Source organism: Streptomyces sp. NBC_00162, assembly GCF_024611995.1.
Classification (GTDB): domain Bacteria; phylum Actinomycetota; class Actinomycetes; order Streptomycetales; family Streptomycetaceae; genus Streptomyces.
The window spans coordinates 3,952,643-3,974,569 of the sequence record NZ_CP102509.1 but is presented as its reverse complement, the minus strand read 5'-3'; the positions used below and the strand labels follow the sequence as shown (position 1 = coordinate 3,974,569).

Annotated in this window: 18 protein-coding genes; 13 read left to right on the top strand and 5 right to left on the bottom strand. The window is 71.1% G+C overall.

The window, feature by feature from the left end:
• Positions 1–10 precede the first annotated feature (10 nt).
• From JIW86_RS18410 to nuoN, 13 genes are read left to right on the top strand one after another with little or no spacing between them, the layout of a single operon-like run.
• Positions 11–565, top strand: a complete 555-nt coding sequence (locus JIW86_RS18410) for a NuoB/complex I 20 kDa subunit family protein (RefSeq protein ID WP_215143098.1) — start codon at positions 11–13, stop codon at positions 563–565.
• Entirely contained in the window at positions 562–1,281 is a 720-nt protein-coding gene (locus JIW86_RS18405; protein ID WP_257554874.1) for an NADH-quinone oxidoreductase subunit C, read from the top strand. The genes JIW86_RS18410 and JIW86_RS18405 overlap by 4 nt, the downstream gene beginning before the upstream one ends.
• A complete protein-coding gene (locus tag JIW86_RS18400) occupies positions 1,281–2,621 on the top strand; it encodes an NADH-quinone oxidoreductase subunit D (protein ID WP_215143093.1) in 1,341 nt (446 codons plus the stop codon). The genes JIW86_RS18405 and JIW86_RS18400 overlap by 1 nt, the downstream gene beginning before the upstream one ends.
• Positions 2,618–3,379 (top strand): NADH-quinone oxidoreductase subunit NuoE, encoded by a 762-nt coding sequence (gene nuoE, locus JIW86_RS18395; RefSeq protein WP_215143091.1) that lies wholly within the window; start codon positions 2,618–2,620, stop codon positions 3,377–3,379. The genes JIW86_RS18400 and nuoE overlap by 4 nt, the downstream gene beginning before the upstream one ends.
• A complete protein-coding gene (nuoF, locus tag JIW86_RS18390; protein ID WP_215143089.1) occupies positions 3,379–4,755 on the top strand; it encodes an NADH-quinone oxidoreductase subunit NuoF in 1,377 nt (458 codons plus the stop codon). The genes nuoE and nuoF overlap by 1 nt, the downstream gene beginning before the upstream one ends.
• Positions 4,752–7,259 carry an NADH-quinone oxidoreductase subunit G gene (locus tag JIW86_RS18385; RefSeq protein ID WP_257554873.1) on the top strand — a complete coding sequence of 836 codons (2,508 nt, stop codon included), beginning with the start codon at positions 4,752–4,754 and terminating at the stop codon, positions 7,257–7,259. The genes nuoF and JIW86_RS18385 overlap by 4 nt, the downstream gene beginning before the upstream one ends.
• A complete protein-coding gene (gene nuoH / locus JIW86_RS18380; protein ID WP_257554872.1) occupies positions 7,256–8,626 on the top strand; it encodes an NADH-quinone oxidoreductase subunit NuoH in 1,371 nt (456 codons plus the stop codon). The genes JIW86_RS18385 and nuoH overlap by 4 nt, the downstream gene beginning before the upstream one ends.
• Entirely contained in the window at positions 8,619–9,218 is a 600-nt protein-coding gene (gene nuoI, locus JIW86_RS18375; protein ID WP_257554870.1) for an NADH-quinone oxidoreductase subunit NuoI, read from the top strand. The genes nuoH and nuoI overlap by 8 nt, the downstream gene beginning before the upstream one ends.
• Positions 9,215–10,024, top strand: coding sequence for an NADH-quinone oxidoreductase subunit J (locus tag JIW86_RS18370; protein ID WP_215143076.1), 810 nt, complete (start codon positions 9,215–9,217; stop codon positions 10,022–10,024). Before nuoI ends, JIW86_RS18370 begins: the two co-directional genes overlap by 4 nt.
• The gene (nuoK, locus tag JIW86_RS18365; protein ID WP_030864698.1) at positions 10,021–10,320 is read left to right on the top strand and encodes an NADH-quinone oxidoreductase subunit NuoK; all 300 of its coding nucleotides are present in this window, start codon (positions 10,021–10,023) and stop codon (positions 10,318–10,320) included. The genes JIW86_RS18370 and nuoK overlap by 4 nt, the downstream gene beginning before the upstream one ends.
• Positions 10,321–10,329: 9 nt before the next feature.
• The gene (gene nuoL, locus JIW86_RS18360) at positions 10,330–12,225 is read left to right on the top strand and encodes an NADH-quinone oxidoreductase subunit L (RefSeq protein ID WP_257554868.1); all 1,896 of its coding nucleotides are present in this window, start codon (positions 10,330–10,332) and stop codon (positions 12,223–12,225) included.
• Between the two features lies 1 nt (position 12,226).
• The gene (locus JIW86_RS18355) at positions 12,227–13,798 is read left to right on the top strand and encodes an NADH-quinone oxidoreductase subunit M (RefSeq protein ID WP_257554867.1); all 1,572 of its coding nucleotides are present in this window, start codon (positions 12,227–12,229) and stop codon (positions 13,796–13,798) included.
• 5 nt (positions 13,799–13,803) lie between these two features.
• Positions 13,804–15,450, top strand: coding sequence for an NADH-quinone oxidoreductase subunit NuoN (gene nuoN / locus JIW86_RS18350; protein ID WP_251064495.1), 1,647 nt, complete (start codon positions 13,804–13,806; stop codon positions 15,448–15,450).
• A gap of 70 nt (positions 15,451–15,520) precedes the next feature.
• Here nuoN and JIW86_RS18345 read toward each other — a convergent pair whose 3' ends face one another.
• The 5 genes from JIW86_RS18345 to JIW86_RS18325 all read right to left on the bottom strand — a co-directional run bounded on the left by JIW86_RS18345 (position 15,521) and on the right by JIW86_RS18325 (position 21,918).
• Positions 15,521–16,126, bottom strand: a complete 606-nt coding sequence (locus tag JIW86_RS18345) for a hypothetical protein (RefSeq protein WP_257554864.1) — start codon at positions 16,124–16,126, stop codon at positions 15,521–15,523.
• Positions 16,127–16,249: 123 nt separating this feature from the next.
• The gene (locus tag JIW86_RS18340; RefSeq protein ID WP_257554863.1) at positions 16,250–18,964 is read right to left on the bottom strand and encodes a fumarate reductase/succinate dehydrogenase flavoprotein subunit; all 2,715 of its coding nucleotides are present in this window, start codon (positions 18,962–18,964) and stop codon (positions 16,250–16,252) included.
• A gap of 40 nt (positions 18,965–19,004) precedes the next feature.
• Positions 19,005–19,748, bottom strand: a complete 744-nt coding sequence (locus JIW86_RS18335) for an ABC transporter ATP-binding protein (RefSeq protein ID WP_257554862.1) — start codon at positions 19,746–19,748, stop codon at positions 19,005–19,007.
• Positions 19,745–20,575 carry an ABC transporter permease gene (locus tag JIW86_RS18330; protein WP_257554861.1) on the bottom strand — a complete coding sequence of 277 codons (831 nt, stop codon included), beginning with the start codon at positions 20,573–20,575 and terminating at the stop codon, positions 19,745–19,747. Before JIW86_RS18330 ends, JIW86_RS18335 begins: the two co-directional genes overlap by 4 nt.
• On the bottom strand, positions 20,572–21,918 hold the full coding sequence (locus tag JIW86_RS18325; protein ID WP_257554860.1) for an ABC transporter substrate-binding protein: 1,347 nt from the start codon (positions 21,916–21,918) through the stop codon (positions 20,572–20,574). Before JIW86_RS18325 ends, JIW86_RS18330 begins: the two co-directional genes overlap by 4 nt.
• Between the last annotated feature and the right edge of the window lie 9 nt (positions 21,919–21,927).

Genomic DNA, 21,927 nt, shown 5'->3' with positions numbered 1-21,927 from the left:
TGAATTTCCCATGGGACTGGAAGAGAAGCTGCCGAGCGGCTTTCTGCTGACCACCGTCGAACAGGCAGCGGGCTGGGTGCGCAAGTCATCCGTCTTCCCCGCGACCTTCGGCCTGGCCTGCTGCGCCATCGAGATGATGACCACCGGAGCGGGCCGGTACGACCTGGCCCGCTTCGGCATGGAGGTCTTCCGGGGTTCCCCCCGCCAGGCCGACCTGATGATCGTGGCCGGCCGGGTCAGCCAGAAGATGGCGCCGGTGCTGCGACAGGTGTACGACCAGATGCCGGCTCCCAAATGGGTCATTTCCATGGGGGTTTGTGCATCTTCGGGCGGAATGTTCAACAACTACGCGATCGTCCAGGGCGTCGACCACATCGTCCCGGTGGACATCTACCTGCCCGGCTGCCCGCCGCGCCCCGAGATGCTGATCGACGCGATCCTCAAGCTCCACCAGAAGATCCAGGGATCGAAGCTCGGCGTGAACCGGGAAGAGGCGGCCCGTGAGGCGGAGGAGGCGGCCCTCAAGGCCCTCCCCACCATCGAGATGAAGGGGCTGCTCCGGTGAGCGAGACCCGAGAGCCGGAGAACGGCGACAACGTCCCCGCCCCGCGCGCGAGCGGCCCCGAGGTCATCGGCGTCCGCAAGGGCATGTTCGGGGCCGCGAACGGCGGCGACACCAGCGGCTACGGCGGCCTGGTCCGCACCGTGGCCCTGCCCGGCGCGACCAGCCGCCCCTACGGCTCCTACTTCGACGAGGTGGCCGACGAACTCGAAGGCGCCCTGGAGGAGCAGGACCTGGTCCCCGAGAACGCCATCGAGAAGACCGTGGTCGACCGGGGCGAGCTCACCTTCCACATCGCCCGCGAGCACCTCGTGCGCGTCGCGCGCACCCTGCGCGACGACCCGGCCCTGCGCTTCGAGCTCTGCACCGGCGTTTCCGGCGTGCACTACCCCGGAGACAAAGGCCGCGAGCTGCACGCCGTCTACCACCTGCGCTCGCTCACCCACGGCCGCGTCCTGCGGCTGGAGGTGTCCGTCCCGGACAGCGACCCGCACGTCCCCTCGCTCGTTGCGGTCTACCCGACCAACGACTGGCACGAGCGCGAGACGTACGACTTCTTCGGCCTGATCTTCGACGGGCACCCGGCCCTCACCCGGATCATGATGCCGGACGACTGGCAGGGCTTCCCGCAGCGCAAGGACTACCCGCTCGGCGGCATCGCCATCGAGTACAAGGGCGCCCAGATCCCGGCTCCCGACCAGCGGAGGTCGTACAGCTGATGTCCACTTCGAATCACGCCTCCGCCGACCACGCCTCCGCGCGCGAGACGACCGAAGGCACCGTTTACACCGTGACCGGCGGCGACTGGGACGAGATCGTCCAGTCGGCGGCCAAGGCGGACGACGAGCGGATCGTCGTCAACATGGGCCCGCAGCACCCGTCCACCCACGGCGTGCTCCGCCTGATCCTGGAGATCGACGGCGAGACGGTCACCGAGGCCCGCTGCGGCATCGGCTACCTGCACACCGGCATCGAGAAGAACCTCGAATTCCGGAACTGGACGCAGGGCACCACCTTCGTGACGCGCATGGACTACCTGACGCCGTTCTTCAACGAGACGGCGTACTGCCTCGGCGTCGAGAAGCTGCTCGGCATCACCGACCAGATCCCGGACCGCGCCACCGTCATCCGCGTCCTGCTGATGGAGCTCAACCGGCTCTCCTCCCACCTGGTGTGCATCGCCACCGGCGGCATGGAGCTGGGCGCGACCACGATCATGATCTACGGCTTCCGCGACCGCGAGCTGATCCTCGACGTCTTCGAGCTGATCACCGGACTGCGCATGAACCACGCGTTCGTCCGCCCCGGCGGCCTGGCGCAGGACCTGCCCCCGGGCGCCGTCGACCAGCTGCGCGAGTTCGTGAAGACCATGAAGAAGAACCTGCCGGAGTACGACAAGCTTGCCACCGGCAACCCCATCTTCAAGGCCCGCATGCAGGACGTCGGCTACCTCGACCTCACCGGCGCTATGGCGCTGGGCGCCACCGGCCCGATCCTGCGCTCCGCCGGCCTGCCGCACGACCTGCGCAAGTCGGAGCCGTACTGCGGTTACGAGAACTACGAGTTCGACGTGCCGACCACCGACACCTGCGACTCCTACGGACGCTTCCTGATCCGCCTGGAGGAGATGCGCCAGTCGCTGCGGATCGTCGAGCAGTGCCTGGACCGGCTGGCGCCGGGCCCGGTGATGGTCGCCGACAAGAAGATCGCCTGGCCGGCGCAGCTGGCGATGGGCCCCGACGGGCTCGGCAACTCGCTCGACCACATCAAGAACATCATGGGCACCTCCATGGAGGCCCTCATCCACCACTTCAAGCTGGTGACCGAGGGCTTCCGGGTACCGGCCGGGCAGGTGTACGCGGCCGTCGAGTCACCCAAGGGCGAGCTCGGGGTGCACGTCGTCTCCGACGGCGGCACGCGTCCCTACCGGGTCCACTTCCGCGACCCGTCCTTCACCAACCTTCAGGCCATGGCAGCGATGTGCGAGGGCGGCCAGGTCGCCGACGTCATCGTCGCCGTCGCCTCCATCGACCCCGTGATGGGAGGCGTCGACCGATGACCGACATCCAGTTGGGGATGCCCCAGCTTCCCGCCCCCGACTTCCCGGCCGAGGTGCGCGCCCGGCTCGAAGCGGACGCGCAGGAAGTCATCGCCCGCTACCCCGACAGCCGCTCCGCGCTGCTGCCCCTGCTCCACCTCTGCCAGTCGGAGGAGGGCCACGTCTCGCGCACCGGCATCCGCTTCTGCGCCGACGTACTGGGCCTGACCACCGCCGAGGTCACGGCCGTGGCCACCTTCTACACGATGTACCGGCGCAAGCCCTCCGGCGACTACCAGGTCGGCGTCTGTACGAACACCCTGTGCGCGGTCATGGGCGGCGACGCCATCTTCGACGAGCTCAAGCAGCACCTCGGAGTCGGCAACAACGAGACCACCCCCGACGGCAAGGTCACCCTCGAGCACATCGAGTGCAACGCGGCCTGCGACTTCGCCCCCGTGGTGATGGTCAACTGGGAGTTCTTCGACAACCAGACCCCCGAGTCCGCCAAGGCCCTGGTGGACGACCTGCTGGCCGGCCGCGAGGTCCTGCCGACCCGGGGCGCGCCGCTGTGCACCTACAAGGAGACCGCCCGGATCCTGGCGGGCTTCCCGGACGAGCGCGAGGGCGCGGTCGAGGCGAGCGGCGGAGCGGGCCCCGCCTCCCTGATCGGCCTGCGCATCGCGCGCGGCGAGTCCCCGCACACCTCGATCGTGCACCCGCGCGGCGAGTCCCGTGGCGAGACGCGCGGCGAGACCAAGTCCGAGGGAGGGGAGTGATGTCCGTGTCTTCCAAGGAAAGTCATGGGGGTACCTCCCGGCCGGAGGCCGGGGGAGGGACCAGCCCGGAGAAGCTCCTCGCACCCGTCCTGTCGGCCTTCTGGGACGAGCCCGCTTCGTGGACGCTGGAGACCTACCGGCGTCACGAGGGCTACGAGGGCCTGCGCAAGGCCCTCGCGATGACCCCGGACGACCTCATCGCCTACGTGAAGGACTCGGGTCTGCGCGGACGCGGCGGCGCGGGCTTCCCCACCGGAATGAAGTGGCAGTTCATCCCGCAGGGCGACGGAAAGCCGCACTACCTCGTCGTGAACGCGGACGAGTCGGAGCCGGGAACCTGCAAGGACATCCCCCTCCTCTTCGCCAACCCGCACTCCCTCATCGAGGGAATGATCATCGCCTGCTACGCGATCCGCTCGCAGCACGCCTTCATCTACCTGCGCGGCGAGGTCGTACCGGTCCTGCGGCGCCTGCACGAGGCGGTGCGCGAGGCGTACGAGGCCGGATACCTCGGGAAGGACATTCTGGGGAGCGGGCTCGATCTCGACATCACGGTGCACGCGGGAGCGGGCGCGTACATCTGCGGCGAGGAGACGGCTCTGCTCGACTCCCTCGAAGGCCGGCGCGGTCAGCCCCGGCTGCGTCCTCCCTTCCCTGCCGTGGAGGGGCTCTACGCGTGCCCCACTGTCGTCAACAACGTGGAGTCCATCGCCTCGGTTCCCGCGATCCTGAACAAGGGCAAGGACTGGTTCAAGTCGATGGGGACCGAGAAGTCCCCCGGCTTCACGCTGTATTCGCTCTCCGGGCACGTCGCGGGCCCCGGCCAGTACGAGGCCCCGCTCGGCATCACCCTGCGCCAGCTGCTCGACATGAGCGGCGGGATGCGGCCCGGGCACCGGCTGAAGTTCTGGACCCCGGGCGGCTCCTCCACCCCCATGTTCACGGACGAGCACCTCGACGTCCCGCTCGACTACGAGGGAGTGGGCGCGGCCGGCTCGATGCTCGGCACCAAGGCGCTCCAGTGCTTCGACGAGACCACCTGCGTGGTGCGGGCCGTGACCCGGTGGACCGAGTTCTACGCCCACGAGTCCTGCGGCAAGTGCACACCCTGCCGCGAAGGCACGTACTGGCTGGTCCAGTTGCTGCGCGACATCGAGGCCGGCAAGGGCGTCATGTCCGACCTCGACAAGCTGAACGACATCGCCGACAACATCAACGGCAAGTCCTTCTGCGCGCTCGGCGACGGCGCCGCCAGCCCCATCTTCTCCTCGCTCAAGTACTTCCGCGAGGAGTACGAGCAGCACATCACGGGCAAGGGCTGCCCCTTCGACCCCAAGAAGTCGACCCTCTGGGCTGACACGGAGGTGAACGCATGACCGTCACCACGAACGCTCCCGCCGGTGGCGGGGAGCCTGCGGTGCCAGCGGAGAATCTGGTGTCGCTGACCATCGACGGCGTCGAACTGTCGGTGCCCAAGGGGACCCTGGTCATCCGGGCCGCCGAGCAGCTCGGCGTCGAGATCCCCCGGTTCTGCGACCACCCGCTCCTCTCCCCGGCCGGCGCCTGCCGCCAGTGCATCGTCGAGGTCGAGGGCCAGCGCAAGCCGATGGCCTCCTGCACCATCACCTGCACCGACGGCATGGTCGTCAAGACGCAGCTCACCTCCGATGTAGCGGACAAGGCCCAGCGCGGGGTGATGGAGCTGCTGCTCATCAACCACCCGCTGGACTGCCCGGTCTGCGACAAGGGCGGCGAGTGCCCGCTGCAGAACCAGGCGATGTCGCACGGCAACGCGGAGTCCCGTTTCGAGGGGAAGAAGCGGACGTACGAGAAGCCGGTCCCGATCTCCACGCAGGTGCTGCTGGACCGCGAGCGGTGCGTGCTGTGCGCGCGCTGCACCCGCTTCTCCAACGAGATCGCCGGCGATCCGATGATCGAGCTGCTCGAGCGCGGCGCGCTCCAGCAGGTCGGCACGGGCGAGGGCGACCCCTTCGAGTCGTACTTCTCCGGCAACACCATCCAGATCTGCCCCGTCGGCGCCCTCACCTCCGCCGCGTACCGGTTCCGCTCCCGCCCCTTCGACCTCGTCTCCTCCCCGAGCGTGTGCGAGCACTGCGCGGGCGGCTGCGCGACCCGGACCGACCACCGCCGCGGCAAGGTGCTGCGCCGGCTGGCCGCGGATGACCCCGAGGTCAACGAGGAGTGGATCTGCGACAAGGGCCGCTTCGGATTCCGTTACGCACAGCAGCGGGACCGGCTCACCACCCCGCTGGTGCGCAGCGCCGCCGGTGTCCTGGAGCCGGCGAGCTGGCCCGAGGCGCTGGAGGCCGCGGCGAACGGTCTCGCCTCCGCGCGCGGCCGGGCCGGGGTGCTGACCGGCGGGCGGCTCACCGTCGAGGACGCCTACGCGTACGCCAAGTTCGCGCGGGTGGTGCTCGACACGAACGACATCGACTTCCGGGCCCGGGTCCACAGCGCGGAGGAGGCCGATTTCCTGGCCGCCACCGTGGCCGGCACCGGCAAGGACCTCGACGGTGCGGGGGTCACGTACACCTCGCTAGAGGCCGCGCCCGCCGTCCTGCTCGTCGGCATCGAGTCCGAGGAGGAGGCCCCCGGGGTCTTCCTGCGGCTGCGCAAGGCCCACCGCAAGCACAAGCAGCGGACCTTCGCCCTCGCCCCCTTCGCCACCCGCGGCCTGGAGAAGGCGGGCGGCACCCTGCTGGCCGCCGCCCCCGGCACCGAGCCCGAGTGGCTGGACGCACTCGCCTCGCGGTCCGGGCTGGAGGCGGGCGGCGCGGCCGCCGCCGACGCGCTGCGCCAGACCGGTGCGGTCATCGTCGTCGGGGAGCGCCTCGCCGGGGTGCCCGGCGCGCTGACCGCCGCCGTACGGGCCGCCGCCGCGACCGGGGCCACGCTGGTGTGGATCCCGCGCCGGGCCGGTGAACGGGCCGCCGTCGAGGCGGGCGCGCTGCCGTCGCTGCTGCCCGGCGCCCGCCCGGCCACCGACCCGCGGGCCCGCGACGAGGTGGCCACGGCCTGGGGCCTGGACGAACTCCCGCACCGCTACGGCCGCGACACCGGCCAGATCGTCGAGGCCGCGGCCACGCGCGAACTGTCCGCCCTGCTGGTGGCGGGCGTCGAGGTCGCGGACCTGCCGGACCCGGCCCGCGCGCGGACCGCCCTCCAGGAGGCCTTCGTGGTCTCCCTGGAACTGCGGCCCAGCGAGGTCACCGAGCACGCGGACGTGGTCTTCCCGGTGGCCGCGGTGGTCGAGAAGGCCGGCGCCTTCATCAACTGGGAGGGCAGGGTAAGGCCGTTCGAGGCGGCGCTCAAGCCCGACCAGATGACCCGCCGGCTCGCCCCGGCCGACGCCCGCGTGCTGCACATGCTGGCCGACGCCGCGGACCGGCCGATCGCGCTGCCCGACGTACACGCCGTACGCCGCGAGCTCGACGGGCTCGGCCCGTGGGCCGGGGAGCGCGCCGCCGAGCAGTCCGCGGACACCGCGCCGCTGCCCCGCCCGGGCACCGGCGAGGCCGTCCTCGCGGGCCACCGGCTCCTCCTCGACCAGGGCCTGCTCCAGGAGGGCGACGAGGCCCTGGCCGGCACCCGGCACGAGGCGAGCGCCCGGCTCTCGGCGGCCACGGCGGCCGAGACGGGCGTCAAGAACGGGGACGTCCTCGCGGTCACCGGCCCGGCCGGCTCCGTGGAACTCCCGCTCCGGATCACCGAAATGCCCGACCGCGTGGTCTGGCTCCCGCTGAACTCCACCGGCTCCGGGGTCCTCGCCGACACCGGCGCCCGCCCGGGCACCCTGGTCCGGATCGGCCCCGCGACCCCGGCCGGCACCGGCGACACCACTGCGGAGGTGGGCGCGTGAACGCGGTACAGCTTGCCGCCGAGGACCTGAGCCTGTTCGGCAAGGACGTCTGGTGGCTCGTCCTCATCAAGGCGGTGTTCTGCTTCGCCTTCCTGATGGTGACCGTGCTGTTCTCCATCGTGTGGGAGCGCAAGGTCGTCGCCTGGATGCAGCTGCGCATCGGCCCGAACCGGCACGGCCCCTGGGGCATGCTCCAGTCGCTCGCCGACGGCGTGAAGCTGATGCTCAAGGAAGACCTCATCGTCAAGCGGGCCGACAAGGTGGTCTACGTCCTGGCCCCGATCATCGCGGCGATCCCGGCCTTCATGGCCATCGCGGTGATCCCCTTCGGGCCCGCGGACGACCAGATCTCCATCTTCGGCCAGCGCACCACGATGCAGCTGACCGACCTGCCCATCGCGATGCTCTACATCCTCGCGGTGGCCTCGGTCGGCATCTACGGCATCGTGCTGGCGGGCTGGTCCTCCGGCTCGACCTACCCGCTCCTCGGGGGCTTGCGCTCCTGTGCGCAGATGATCTCCTACGAGATCGCGATGGGCGCGGCCTTCGCCTCGGTCTTCCTCTACTCCGGGTCGATGTCGACCTCGGCGATCGTGGAAGCCCAGGCGGACCGCTGGTACATCGTCCTGCTGCCGGTGTCCTTCATCATCTACGTCATCACGATGGTCGGCGAGACGAACCGCGCCCCCTTCGACATGCCGGAGTCCGAGGGCGACCTGGTCGGCGGCTTCAACACCGAGTACTCGTCCATCAAGTTCGCGCTGTTCATGCTCGCCGAGTACGTCAACATGGTCACCGTCTCGGCGGTCTCGGTCACCCTCTTCCTGGGCGGCTGGCGGGCCCCGTACCCGATCAGCACCTTCTGGGAGGGCGCGAACCACGGCTGGTGGCCGATGCTCTGGTTCGTCATCAAGGTCCAGCTGCTGCTGTTCTTCTTCATCTGGCTGCGCGGCACGCTGCCGCGCGTGCGCTACGACCAGCTGATGAAGCTCGGCTGGAAGGTCCTGATCCCGGTCTCCGTGGTCTGGCTGATGCTGGTCGCGACCGTCCGGGCGCTGCGCAACGAGCAGTACGACTTCAGCGAGATCGTCCTCTACGTCGGCGGCGCCGTCGTGGCGATCCTGCTCCTCTCCTTCGTCGCGGACCTCTTCCGCGACAAGCGCGAGAAGGCCGCCGCCGAGGAGGCCGGCAAAGCCGCCGCGGCCGAGCCCTTCGACCCGCTCGCGGGCGGGTTCCCCGTACCGCCCAAGCCGGGCCAGCACCTGGCACCCGTACCGCGCCGACGGCCTCGCGCAGAGCGAGAGCTGATTGTCAGTGGCGGAGCGAATACTGACAGTGACCGAGAGGAGGGTGCTGAGAATGTCTGACGCCGACAAGAGCGAGAAGTGGCAGAACCCGGTGGCCGGCTTCGGCGTGACCTTCAAGGCCATGTTCAAGAAGCGGCTCACCGAGCAGTACCCGGAGACGCAGAAGACCACCGCCCCGCGCTTCCACGGACGGCATCAGCTGAACCGGCACCCGGACGGTCTGGAGAAGTGCATCGGGTGCGAGCTGTGCGCCTGGGCCTGTCCCGCCGACGCCATCTACGTGGAGGGCGCGGACAACACGGAGGAGGAGCGCTACTCCCCGGGCGAGCGGTACGGCGCGGTCTACCAGATCAACTACGCCCGCTGCATCCTGTGCGGGCTGTGCGTCGAGGCGTGCCCGACCAGGGCGCTGACCATGACGAACGAGTTCGAACTGGCCGACTCCAGCCGCGAATCGCTCATCTACACCAAGGAGCAGCTGCTCTCCGGGCTCACCGAGGGCATGGTCGAGGCGCCGCACTCGATGTTCCCCGGCACGGAGGACACGGACTACTACCGCGGACTGGTGACGGGGGCCGCCCCCGGCACGGTCCGGCAGGTGGCCGTCTCCAAGGGTGAAGTCGCGGAAACCGCCGAGGAGGTGGAGGCATGAGCGCCCTCGCCGCCGCCACCCTGACCTCGACGGGCGAGGCGGTCCAGTTCTGGGTCCTCGGCACGGTCGCCGTCATCGGCGCGCTGGCCACGATCCTGATGAAGAAGGCCGTGCACAGCGCCCTCAGCCTGGCCGGGACGATGATCATCCTGGCGGTCTTCTACCTCGCCAACGGGGCGTACTTCCTGGGCGTCGTCCAGGTCATCGTCTACACCGGCGCGATCATGATGCTCTTCCTCTTCGTGGTCATGCTCGTCGGCGTCACCGCCGCCGACTCCCTGAAGGAGACCATCAAGGGGCAGCGCTGGCTGGCCGTCCTGTGCGGGCTCGGCTTCGGCACCCTGCTGATCGCCGGCATCGGCCACGCCAACCTCACCCACTTCAACGGGCTCGGCCGGATCAACTCCGCCGGACACGTCGAGGGCCTGGCGCAGCTGATCTTCACGAAGTACGTCTTCGCCTTCGAGATCACCGGCGCGCTGCTGATCACCGCGGCCGTCGGCGCGATGGTGCTCACCCACCGCGAGCGCACGGAGCGGGCCGCCACCCAGCGCGAGCTCGCCGAGAAGCGCGTCCGCGAGGGCGTGCAGCTCCCGCCGCTGCCCGCGCCCGGCGTCTACGCCCGGCACAACGCGGTGGACGTCGCCGGCCTGCTGCCGGACGGCACCCCGTCCGAGCTGACGGTCAGCAAGACGCTGCGCGCCCGCGGCCAGATCCGCGACGTCTCCAGCGAGGCGCTCGACGACCTCAAGGCACTGGAGCAGGCGTCCTCGGAGCGCCTCGGCCGTGAGGAGGCCTCGAAGTGAATCCGGTCAACTACCTGTACCTGGCGGCCCTGCTGTTCACCATCGGTGCGGCCGGAGTGCTGATCCGCAAGAACGCGATCGTGCTGTTCATGTGCGTCGAGCTGATGCTCAACGCCTGCAACCTCGCCTTCGTCGCCTTCTCGCGGATGCACGGCAACCTCGACGGCCAGATCATCGCGTTCTTCACGATGGTCGTCGCCGCCGCGGAGGTCGTGGTCGGCCTGGCGATCATCGTGTCGCTGTTCCGTACCCGCCACTCGGCCTCGGTCGACGACGCCAGCCTGATGAAGCTGTAAGGGGTCGCTGTGGAGAACCTGATTGCGCTGCTGATCGCGGCGCCCCTGCTCGGAGCGGTGGTGCTGCTGTGCGGCGGCCGGCGCCTCGACAAGACCGGCCACTGGATCGGCACCCTGCTCGCGGCCGTCTCCTTCGGGATCGGCGCCGTACTGTTCGCCGACATGCTGAGCCGCGGGGCCGATGACCGGACCCTGCACCAGAACCTGTACACCTGGATCCCCGTCGAGGGCTTCCAGGCGGACATGGCCTTCCAGCTCGACCAGCTGTCGATGACCTTCGTCCTGCTGATCTCCGGGGTGGGCACGCTCATCCACGTGTACTCGATCGGGTACATGGAGCACGACGAGCGCCGCCGCCGTTTCTTCGGCTACCTCAACCTGTTCGTCGCGGCCATGCTGCTGCTGGTCCTCGCCGACAACTACCTCCTGCTGTACTTCGGCTGGGAGGGCGTGGGCCTCGCCTCGTACCTCCTGATCGGCTTCTGGCAGCACAAGCCCAGCGCGGCCACGGCCGCGAAGAAGGCCTTCCTGGTCAACCGCGTCGGCGACATGGGCCTGTCGATCGCGATCATGCTGATGTTCACCACCTTCGGGACCTTCACCTTCGGGCCGGTGTTCGGCGCGGTGGGCGAGGCGTCCGAAGGCAAGCTGACGGCGATCGGCCTGATGCTGCTGCTGGCCGCCTGCGGCAAGTCGGCCCAGGTTCCGCTGCAGTCCTGGCTCGGCGACGCGATGGAGGGCCCGACCCCGGTCTCGGCCCTGATCCACGCGGCGACGATGGTGACGGCGGGCGTGTACCTGATCGTCCGCTCGGCCGCCGTCTTCAACGCGGCGCCGGACGCCCAGCTGGTGGTCACCATCGTGGGTGCGGTCACGCTGCTCTTCGGTGCGATCGTCGGTTGCGCGAAGGACGACATCAAGAAGGCCCTCGCCGGGTCGACGATGTCGCAGATCGGCTACATGATCCTGGCGGCGGGCCTCGGCCCGATCGGCTACGTCTTCGCGATCATGCACCTGGTGACGCACGGCTTCTTCAAGGCGGGCCTCTTCCTCGGCGCCGGTTCCGTGATGCACGGGATGAACGACGAGGTCGACATGCGCAAGTACGGCGGGCTGCGGAAGTTCATGCCCGTCACCTTCGTCACCTTCGGCCTCGGGTACCTGGCCATCATCGGCTTCCCGGGCCTGTCCGGCTTCTTCTCCAAGGACCTGATCATCGAGGCGGCCTTCGCGAAGGGCGGCACCGAGGGCTGGATCCTCGGCGGGGTCACCCTGCTGGGCGCCGGCATCACCGCCTTCTACATGACCCGCGTCATGCTCCTCACCTTCTTCGGCGAGAAGCGCTGGCAGACCGACGCCGAGGGACACGAGCCGCACCCGCACGAGTCCCCGAAGTCCATGACCATCCCGATGGTCATCCTGGCCTTCGGTTCGGTCTTCGCCGGCGCCTTCTTCGAGATCGGCGACCGCTTCCTGAACTGGCTGGAGCCGGTGACCGGTTACGCGCACGGCCACCCGCCGGTCAGCGCCATGACGGTGACCCTGGCCACCATGGCGGTCCTGGTAGTCGGCGTCGTCATCGCCTGGTCGATGTACGGCCGCAGGCCCGTCCCGGTCATCGCCCCGCGCGGCTCGCTCCTCACCCGGGCGGCCCGGCGGGACCTCCTCCAGGACGACTTCAACCACGTCGTGCTGGTGCGCGGCGGGGAGCACCTGACCCGCTCGCTCGTGTACGTCGACCACAGTCTGGTCGACGGGGTGGTCAACGGTACGGCCGCCTCGGTCGGCGGACTGTCGGGCCGGCTGCGCAAGCTGCAGAACGGCTACGCCCGCAGCTACGCGGTCTCGATGTTCGGGGGCACGGCGATCCTGATCGCCGCGACCCTGCTGATGAGGGCGGTGTGAGATGAGTTTCCCGCTTCTGACGGTGACGGCCGCGGTCCCCGCGGTCGGTGCGATCCTGACGGCGGCCGTCCCGGCCGCCCGCAGGACCGCCGCCAAGTGGCTCGCCCTGCTCTTCTCGCTGGCGACCCTGGCCCTGGCCGTGCTCGTCGCGATCCGCTTCGAGCCCGGTGGCGCCCGCTACCAGCTCACCGAATCCCGGTCCTGGATCGCCGACTTCGGCGTCCGCTACGAGCTGGGGGTGGACGGGATCGGGGTGGTGCTCATCGGGCTCACCGCGCTCCTGATCCCCTTCGTGATCGCGGCCGGCTGGCACGACGCCGACCCGCTGGAGACCGCCTCGTCCCGGTGGCGGCCGACGCAGGGCTTCTTCGCCCTGATCCTGCTGGTCGAGGCGATGGTGATCATCTCCTTCGAGGCCACCGACGTCTTCCTCTTCTACATCTTCTTCGAAGCCATGCTCATCCCGATGTACTTCCTCATCGGCGGCTTCGGGGACCGGGCGCACTCAGGCTCGGACGAGAACGCGGCCGCGCAGCGCTCGTACGCGGCGGTCAAGTTCCTCCTCTACAACCTGGTCGGCGGCCTGATCATGCTGGCCGCCGTCATCGGGCTGTACGTGGTCGCCGGGAACTTCTCGCTCCAGGAGATCGCCGCCGCCCGCGCCGCGGGCACGCTCGACATGGCGACCAACACCGAGCGGCTGCTGTTCCTCGGCTTCTTCTTCGCCTTCGCGGTGAAGGCCCCGCTGTGGCCGCTGCACACCTGGCTGCCGAACGCGATGGGCGAGGCCACCGCCCCGGTCGCCGTGCTCATCACCGCGGTCGTCGACAAGGTCGGCACCTTCGCGATGCTCCGCTTCTGCCTCGGCCTCTTCCCCGATGCCAGCAAGTGGGCCACGCCGGTGATCCTGGTCCTGGCCCTGATCAGCATCGTCTACGGCGCGCTGGTCGCGGTCGGCCAGCGCGACATCAAGCGGCTGGTCGCCTACGCCTCGATCTCGCACTTCGGGTTCATCATCCTGGGCATCTTCGCGATGACCTCCCAGGGCCAGTCCGGCGCCACCCTCTACATGGTCAACCACGGACTGTCGACGGCGGCGCTGATGCTGGTGGCCGGCTTCCTGATCTCGCGGCGCGGCTCGCGGCTCATCGCCGACTACGGCGGCGTGCAGAAGGTGGCCCCGGTCCTCGCCGGCACCTTCCTGATCGGCGGCCTCGCCACCCTCTCGCTGCCGGGGCTCGCGCCCTTCGTCAGCGAATTCCTGGTCCTGGTCGGCACGTTCGCCCGGTACCCGGTCGTCGGCATCATCGCCACCATCGGCATCGTGCTGGCCGCCCTCTACACGCTGGTGCTCTACCAGCGCACGATGACCGGCCCCGTGAAGGAGGAGGTCCGCACCATGCCGGACCTGCGCCTGCGGGAGGTGCTGGTGGTCGCCCCGCTGATCGCGCTGCTGATCGGGCTGGGCGTGTACCCGAAGGTGCTCACCGACATCGTCAACCCGGCGGTGGAGCACACCATGTCGGACGTGAAGCAGACGGACCCCGCACCTGAAGTGGAGGCGGCGAAGTGAGCACACTGACTTCCGCCCACAGCCTGTGGCCGCTCGCGGCCGAAGCCCCGGTCGACCGGATCCCGGCACCGGTCATCGAGTACGCACAGCTCGCGCCCACGCTGATCGTGGTGGGCGCGGCGGTCCTCGGGATCCTCGTCGAGGCCTTCGTACCGCGCAAGTCCCGCTACTACGTGCAGGTGTTCCTCGCCGTCGCCGCGCTGGCCGCGGCCTTCGCGGCGGTCGTCGGCCTCGCGGCCGGCGGGTACGGGAGCACCAAGGCGCACATCGCGGCGATGGGCGCCATCGCCGTGGACGGCCCGGCGCTGTTCCTGCAGGGCACCATCCTGCTGGCCTCGATCGTCGCGGTCTTCACCTTCGCCGAGCGGCGCCTCGACCCGGCCGCGCACGGCAACCGGGTGGACTCCTTCGCCGCCCAGGCGGCGTCCGTACCGGGCAGCGAGAGCGAGAAGGCCGCCGTCAAGGCCGGGTTCACCACCACCGAGGTCTTCCCGCTGGCACTGTTCGCGATCGCCGGAATGCTGATCTTCCCGGCGGCCAACGACCTGCTGACGCTGTTCATCGCGCTGGAGGTCTTCTCCCTCCCGCTGTACCTGCTCTGCGCCGTCGCCCGCCGCCAGCGGCTGATGTCGCAGGAGGCCGCGGTCAAGTACTTCCTGCTGGGTGCCTTCTCCTCCGCCTTTCTCCTCTTCGGCATCGCGCTGCTCTACGGGTACGCGGGCTCGGTCTCGTACGCGACGATCGCCGACGTCGTGGACGGCACGGTCGTGAAGGTCGACCCGGCGCTGGCCGACACCATGGGCAACGACGCGCTGCTGCTGATCGGCGGGGCGCTGATCCTGACGGGCCTGCTCTTCAAGGTCGGCGCGGTCCCGTTCCACATGTGGACCCCGGACGTCTACCAGGGCGCTCCGACCCCGATCACCGGGTTCATGGCGGCGGCGACGAAGGTGGCCGCGTTCGGCGCCCTCCTGCGTCTGCTCTACGTGGTCCTGCCCGGCCTGCGGTGGGACTGGCGGCCGGTGATGTGGGGCGTCGCGATCGTCACGATGCTGGCGGGTGCGGTGATCGCCGTGACCCAGACGGACGTCAAGCGGCTGCTGGCGTACTCCTCGATCGCGCACGCGGGCTTCATCCTGGCCGGTGTGATCGCCACCTCGGCGGAGGGCATCCAGGCGGTCCTCTTCTACCTGGCCGCGTACTCCTTCGTGACGATCGGCGCCTTCGCGGTGGTCACGCTGGTGCGCGACGCGGGCGGGGAGGCGACGCACCTGTCCAAGTGGGCGGGTCTGGGCCGCCGCTCGCCGCTGACCGCGGCGGTCTTCGCGGTGTTCCTGCTGGCCTTCGCCGGCATCCCGCTGACGTCGGGCTTCACGGGCAAGTTCGCCGTGTTCAGCGCGGCGGCGGAGGGCGGTGCGGGTGCGCTGGTCGTGGTCGGTGTCATCTCGTCCGCGATCGCCGCGTTCTTCTACATCCGGGTGATCGTCCTGATGTTCTTCAGCGAGCCGAAGGCCGACGGCCCGACCGTGGCCGTCCCCTCGCCGCTGACGATGACGACGATCGCGGTGGGCGTCGCGGTGACCCTGGTCCTGGGTGTGGCCCCGCAGTACTTCCTGGACCTGGCGGGCCAGGCGAGCACCTTCGTCCGCTGACCGGTTCGCCGTACGGGACAGGGCCCGGCCCCCTTCGGGGGAGCCGGGCCCTTCGTCGTGCGGGCACCCGCTAGCGGCCGTGCGCGTGCCCGGCTCCCCCCGCGGCCGGGCTCTTCTTGGGGCAGGTCAGCGCGGGGTTCCAGTTGTGGAAGCGCCCGGCCGGGTTGTCCTTGTACGCCCACATGTGCAGGTCGTAATGCTTGGGCATGCCCGCCCAGTGGCCCGGCATCGGCCCGTCGAAGGGCAGCCCGAACATGCTCGGACGGTCATCGGCCGTTTTCAGGTCCTGGTCCCGGTCGGTGTACATCCACTCCACGGTCTGGAGCTTGCGACGGCCGTTGCGGTCCTTCTCGGTGCTGTAGAGGAGCGCGGTCGGCCTGGCGGGGTCCATCGAGCCCCAGTTGGCCTGCTTGACGTAGTGGTAGCCCATGGAGCCCACCCCGAACGGGTTGGTCATGCACGCCTCGCCGTGCGGGACGTACCCGTCCTTGAGGGCCTCCCGCTCGTCCACGTACTTGGCCGTCACCGCGATGGCCGTCGCCATGTCCCTCATGGCCTTGGGGTTGCGCGGGTCGGGCGCGGGCCCCTCGACCGCGTGGGCCGGAGCCACTGCGGCCAGACCGAGCGACACGGCGGCCGCACAGGCGAGGACGGTCTTCAGACTGCGTACGTACATGGCGGGGGCTCCTCGCGGTGGGGGTACGGGGTACGGGTTCCCGCTTCCATTCGTCCGTCCACCATCCCGGCCCGTCCCGCCCGCCGCACGCGGCGCGCCTCCGAACGGGGCCCCCGGCGCCCCTCAGGCGCGGGCCGCGTACGCGCGGACGTCCGCGTCCGGGTCCGTGACCGCCGTGGCGAGCGCGGTCCGGGCCTCCGCGGTGTCCCGGTGGGCCAGCAGGGACAGCACCGCTGCCTTGCGGACGTCCGCGTTGGCGTCGGCCAAGGCCTCGGCCAGAGCCGGCACAGCCGATTCCGGGGCGGCCGCCGACAGCCCGGCCGCCGCCCCCGCCCGGACCTGCCAGGCCGCGTCGGCCAGGGCCGCCACCGCAGTACGGGCGTACCCGTCAGGGCAGCCGACCGAGGCCAGCGCGGCCAGGGCGGCGCCGCGCACCAGCGGGTCCGGGTCGGCCAGCAGCGGGTCCAGGGGTGCCGGGGCCGGGGCGTGCACCGCGGCCAGGCCCCTGGCCACGGCCACCCGGACCTCGCGGGCCGGGTCCGCCGCGGCCGTGGCCAGCACCGGGACCGCGTCCACCGCGACCAGCCCCCGGACCGCGTGGATGCGGACCTCCGGGTCGGCATCGGCCAGCGAGGCGGCGTACAGCTCCGCATCGCCCAGCCGGAGCGCCCGCAGGGCTTCGAGCGCGGCCGAGCGCACCGCGGGGTCGGGCACCGCGAGGGCGGCGCGCAGCCCGGCCCCCAGCTCCGGCTCGCCCGGCAGGACCTCCACCAGCTCGCGCAGCGCGGCCGCGGCGGCCGCCCGTACGGCGGGAGCCGTGTCGCCGAGGCGGGCGGCCAGCGCGGGCCCGGCCCCCTCGGGGACGGTCTCGCCGAGCGCGGCCACCGCTGCGGCCCGTACCGACGGATCGGGGTCGGCCAGGTACGGCGTCAGGGCGGCCAGGTCCGGTGACTCCTCGGCCAGGGCGAGGAGTTCCACGATCCGCGGCGAGGCTCCCGGGGAGCTCCCGGGGGCGAGCGCCGGATCCGGGACCGGCATGGCCGGGGTGCGGGCCGCCGGAGCCGCCTCGCGCGGGCCCGCCGTCGCCACCGGGGTCAGCGCGACCTCGCCCAGGTGCCGCGAGGGACCGCCGGCCGGGGCGAACCCGTCCACCGGGACCAGGTAGGGCTCGACCGGCCGGGCGGTGAACTCCATCGCTCCCGTGGCCGATTTGCGCAGGTCCAGGTGGTACAGCCAGCCCGCGTCGTCCCGCTCCGGATGATCGAGGCGCTCGTGGTAGAGGCCCCAGCGGGACTCCGTACGGGCCAGCGAGGAGCGGGCCGCCATCTCCGCGCAGTCCCGGATGAAGGACACCTCCGCGCACCGCATCAGCTCGTGCGCCGTGGTCGCGCCCATCTCCGCGATCTCGCCCGTCATCCGGTCGAAGGCCTCGACGGCGAGCGAGAGCTTCGCGCCCGTCTTCGGCGGCGCCACGTAGTCGTTCACGAACCGCCGCAGCTTGTACTCCACCTGAGGCTGCGGCGGCCCGTCCGGGTTGCGCAGGGGGCGGTAGACCAGCTCGTGGGCCGCCGTCAGCTGGTCGGCCGGCAACACGCCCTCGTAGGCGGTGTGGCGGGAGGCGTCCGCACCCGCCAGGTCGCCGAAGACGAAGGCCCCGATCATGTAGTTGTGCGGCACCGAGGCCAGGTCCCCGGCCGCGTACAGCCGCGGGACGGTGGTCCGGGCGTGGTCGTCGACGCGGACTCCCGAGGCGGAGTGGCCCCCGCACAGGCCGATCTCCGAGATGTGCATCTCGATGTCGTGGGTGCGGTAGTCGTGGCCGCGGCCCGCGTGGAAGGTGCCGCGCGTCGGCCGTTCGGTGGTGTGCAGGATCGATTCGAGGGAGGCCACCGACTCCTCCGGGAGGTGGCTGAGCTTGAGGTAGACCGGGCCCCGGTCCGAGGCGAGTTCGGCGGCGAACTCCGCCATCATCTGGCCCGACCAGTAGTCGGAGTCCACGAAGCGCTCGCCGTGCCGGTTGACCTGGTAGCCGCCGAACGGGTTCGCGACGTACGCGCAGGCCGGCCCGTTGTAGTCCTTGATCAGCGGGTTGATCTGGAAGCACTCGATCCCGGTCAGCGCGGCGCCCGCGTGGTAGGCCATCGCGTAGCCGTCGCCCGCGTTGGTCGGGTTCTCGTACGTGCCGTAGAGGTAGCCGGAGGCCGGCAGTCCGAGCCGCCCGCAGGGGCCGGTCGCCAGGATCACGGCCCCGGCGCGCACGGTCACGAAGGCGCCGGTGCGGGTGTTGAAGGCGGCGGCGCCGATCGCCCGGCCGTCCTCGGGCGAGGTGAGGACCCGTACCGGCATCACCCGGTTCTCGATCCGGATCCGCTCGCGCATCTCGCGGCGCCGCAGCTGCCGGTAGAGGACCTTCTTGACGTCCTTGCCCTCGGGCATGGGCAGGACGTACGAGCCCGAGCGGTGGACCTGGCGCACCGCGTACTCGCCGTGCTCGTCCTTCTCGAACTTCACCCCGTACGACTCCAGGCGCCGCACCATCGCGAACCCGCGGGTGGCGGTCTGGCGGACGGTCGACTGGTCGACGATCCCGTCGTTGGCGCGGGTGATCTCGGCGACGTAGTCGTCGGGCTCGGCGCGGCCGGGGACGACGGCGTTGTTGACCCCGTCCATGCCCATGGCCAGGGCGCCGGAGTGGCGGACGTGCGCCTTCTCCAGGAGCAGCACCCGCGCGCCGCGCTCGGCGGCGGTGAGCGCGGCCATCGTCCCGGCGGTGCCGCCGCCGATGACGAGGACGTCGCAGGAGAGTTCCTCGGCGTCGCCGATCGCGGGGATGTCCATGGTGCGGCCCTTCAGAGGTCAGGGTTCAGGGTTCGGCGTTTCAGAGTGAGGCGATGATCTGCTGCCGGAGTGCGGAACGGTCGGCGTCCCGGCTGCGCGGCCGGGGGACGGCGAGCACCTCGCCGGTGGCCGGGAGGGCGACGCGGTCGCCGAGGAACAGCGCCTCGTCCACGTCGTGGGTGACGAAGACGACGGTCGCCCCCGTGCCGGCGAGGACCTCGACGAGGAGGTCCTGCATCCCGGCGCGGGTCTGGGCGTCGAGCGCGCCGAAGGGTTCGTCCATGAGGACGGCGCGGGGGCGCGCGACCAGGGCGCGGGCCAGCTGCACGCGCTGGCGCTGACCGCCGGAGAGCTGGTGCGGCAGCCGGTCCGCGTGCGCCCCGAGCCCGACCCGCTCCAGCCACTGCCCGGCGACCCGCCGCCGCTCGGCGCGGGGCACCGACCGGCCGATGGCCAGCGGGAGTTCGACGTTCGCCCGGACCGTGCGCCACGGCAGCAGGGCGTCGTCCTGGAACACCAGGGCCCGGTCGGCGGCCGGACCCGTGACCGGGGCGCCGTCCTGCTCGACCGCACCGCCGAGCGGCGGCAGCAGCCCGGCCAGGGTCCGCAGCAGCGTGGACTTCCCGCACCCGGACGGGCCCACGACGGCCAGCACCTCGCCGGCTTCGACCGCGAGGTCGAACCCGTCGAGCACCACGGCGCCCCGGTGGCCGAGCCGCGCACCGCGCAGCACGAGCCGGGCGCCCCGGACGGCAGGGGCGGTCGCGACATCGAGCAGGCTCATGCGGGGATCCCCTCCCGGGTACGGGTCTTCGCGGACTCGGCGGCGCCGGGCCGGACCGCGGTGGCCCGCGACGGGAGCCAGCGCGTCAGACGGCGGCCCGCGCGTTCCACCGCCGTGGAGGTCAGCCAGCCCAGCGCCCCGATGGTGGCCATCCCGACGAAGACGCCGGGGTAGTCCACCACCGTGTAGTCCTGCCAGGTGCGGTAGCCGACCCCGTACTCGCCGGAGATCATCTCGGCCGAGATCACACAGATCCACGACACCCCGATGCCCACCGACAGCCCCCCGAAGATGCCCGGCAGGGCGCCGGGCAGCACCACGGAGAACAGGATCCGCGCGCTGCCGCCGCCCATCGTCAGCACCGCCTCCTCCCACACCGGCGTCAGCGCGCGCACCGCGTGCCGCGTCGAGACCAGCACCGGGAAGAAGGCGGCCGCGAAGGTGATGAAGACGATCCCCTGCTCGTTGGACGGGAACAGCAGGATCGCCACCGGCACGAGGGCGATGGCCGGGACCGGGCGCAGCACCTCCAGCACCGGGCCCAGCAGATCGGCCGCGGCCTTGGACCGGGCCAGGGCCGTGCCCACCGCCACCCCCAGGACCGCGGCGAGCGCGAAGCCCGCCACGATCCGGCGCAGGCTGAAGCCCAGGTCCTGCCAGTAGGACCCGGCCCGCGCCCGCTCCGCGAACGTCGACGCCACCTCGCCCACCGTCGGGAACTGCTCGAAGCGCAGCCACAGGTTCACGTCGAGGGAGGTCAGCCCCTGCCACAGCAGGAGCGCCGCCCCGAGCGAAGCCACCCGCAGCAGCCGGCGCCCGGCCGTCATGACGCCAGGGCTCCGGCCTCGGCGAAGCTCACGATCCGCGCCCCGGATCCCTTGTGCTGGTCGACGTACGACTTGGCGCCCGCCGGCGTGACGAACGCGTGCAGCTCCGACCCCTCCGACACCCACACCGCCTTGTCCGCGAACCAGAGGGTGCCGGTCACCGCGTCCGGCACGTACGCCGCCCGGACGTCCGCGCCGCGCAAGGCCCTGAGCAGCTCGCGCGCGGTGGCGAAGCTCTGCGTGCGCGCCTGCCCCTTGAGCCACAGTTCGGGGCGGGCGGGCGCCGCCTTCGGGTACTCCGGCGTGCCGGCCGTCGCCTGCTTCAGCGGCTCCGGATCGATGAAGCCGTCCACGTCCACGCCGGGGACCAGCTTGGCGTCCTTCAGCACCGGCACGTCCTGCTTGAGGGCGTCGATCAGCTCCGGGCGCAGGGCCGGGTCGAAGGTCGCGATGCCGTTCGCGCCGTTGTAGAGGTACACCACCTCCGCGGGCAGGCCGGTCTCCTTGGCCACCGACTCGGCGGCCGCGACCGGCTCGGCGCGCAGGTGGTCGGTGGCCTTGCGCTGCGCCCGCAGGAAGTCCTCCAGTACGCCGGCCCGCTCGCGCGCGAACTTCTCGCGCACGGTGACCCCGTGGAAGGTCGGCAGGTTCAGCTCCGCGCCGTCGTACAGGGCCTTCGCCCGCCCCTCGTGGGCCAGCTGCCCCGGCCACGCCACGAACTGCGACAGGGCGTCCACACTGCCCGCCTGGAGCGCCGAAGCGCCCACGCTGGGCTGCTGGTTGAGCTTTTCGATGCCCTTCTCGGGGTCGATGCCGGCGCGCTGCAGGGCCCGTACGAGGGTTCCGTCGGCCGCGGAACCGACACTGGTCGACACCTTCCTGCCCCGCAGGTCGGCGAGGGACTCCAGCTTCGAATCCGGCGCCGTGACCACGGTGTTGAGGCCGCCGCGCAGGTTGTAGCCGGTCACGGACACGAGGCGGGTGGGCTGCTTCAGCTCCCTGCCGCGCACCGCGTTGATCAGGAGCGGAAAGTCACCCATCGAACCGATGTCGATCTTTCCGGCGGTCATCTGGGCGGTGATCGGGGCGCCGGTGGCGTAGTCCTGCCAGTCGACCTTGTAGGTGACCCCGTCCTTCGCGCCGCGCGCCGCGAGCTCCTGTTCGAAGTAGCCGAGGGAGCGCAGCAGGGTGCCCGCGGTGACGGTGTTGATGGTCTTGGACTGGTAGCCGACGGTCACGGTGACCGTCTTGGAGCCGGCCGCCCCGGAGGCCTCGCCGCCGCACGCGGTGGCCAGGGGGGTGAGGAGCAGGACGAGGGCGGGCGCGAGTGCCTTGGTTCGCATGAGAGCAGG

Coding starts and splice junctions, on each gene's coding strand:
- JIW86_RS18410 (WP_215143098.1), top strand. CDS start 11: ATGGGACTGGAAGAGAAGCTGCCGAGCGGCTTTCTGCTGACCACCGTC.
- JIW86_RS18400 (WP_215143093.1), top strand. CDS start 1,281: ATGTCCACTTCGAATCACGCCTCCGCCGACCACGCCTCCGCGCGCGAG.
- nuoE (WP_215143091.1), top strand. CDS start 2,618: ATGACCGACATCCAGTTGGGGATGCCCCAGCTTCCCGCCCCCGACTTC.
- nuoF (WP_215143089.1), top strand. CDS start 3,379: ATGTCCGTGTCTTCCAAGGAAAGTCATGGGGGTACCTCCCGGCCGGAG.
- JIW86_RS18385 (WP_257554873.1), top strand. CDS start 4,752: ATGACCGTCACCACGAACGCTCCCGCCGGTGGCGGGGAGCCTGCGGTG.
- nuoI (WP_257554870.1), top strand. CDS start 8,619: ATGTCTGACGCCGACAAGAGCGAGAAGTGGCAGAACCCGGTGGCCGGC.
- JIW86_RS18370 (WP_215143076.1), top strand. CDS start 9,215: ATGAGCGCCCTCGCCGCCGCCACCCTGACCTCGACGGGCGAGGCGGTC.
- JIW86_RS18355 (WP_257554867.1), top strand. CDS start 12,227: ATGAGTTTCCCGCTTCTGACGGTGACGGCCGCGGTCCCCGCGGTCGGT.
- JIW86_RS18345 (WP_257554864.1), bottom strand. CDS start 16,126: ATGTACGTACGCAGTCTGAAGACCGTCCTCGCCTGTGCGGCCGCCGTG.
- JIW86_RS18340 (WP_257554863.1), bottom strand. CDS start 18,964: ATGGACATCCCCGCGATCGGCGACGCCGAGGAACTCTCCTGCGACGTC.
- JIW86_RS18335 (WP_257554862.1), bottom strand. CDS start 19,748: ATGAGCCTGCTCGATGTCGCGACCGCCCCTGCCGTCCGGGGCGCCCGG.
- JIW86_RS18330 (WP_257554861.1), bottom strand. CDS start 20,575: ATGACGGCCGGGCGCCGGCTGCTGCGGGTGGCTTCGCTCGGGGCGGCG.
- JIW86_RS18325 (WP_257554860.1), bottom strand. CDS start 21,918: ATGCGAACCAAGGCACTCGCGCCCGCCCTCGTCCTGCTCCTCACCCCC.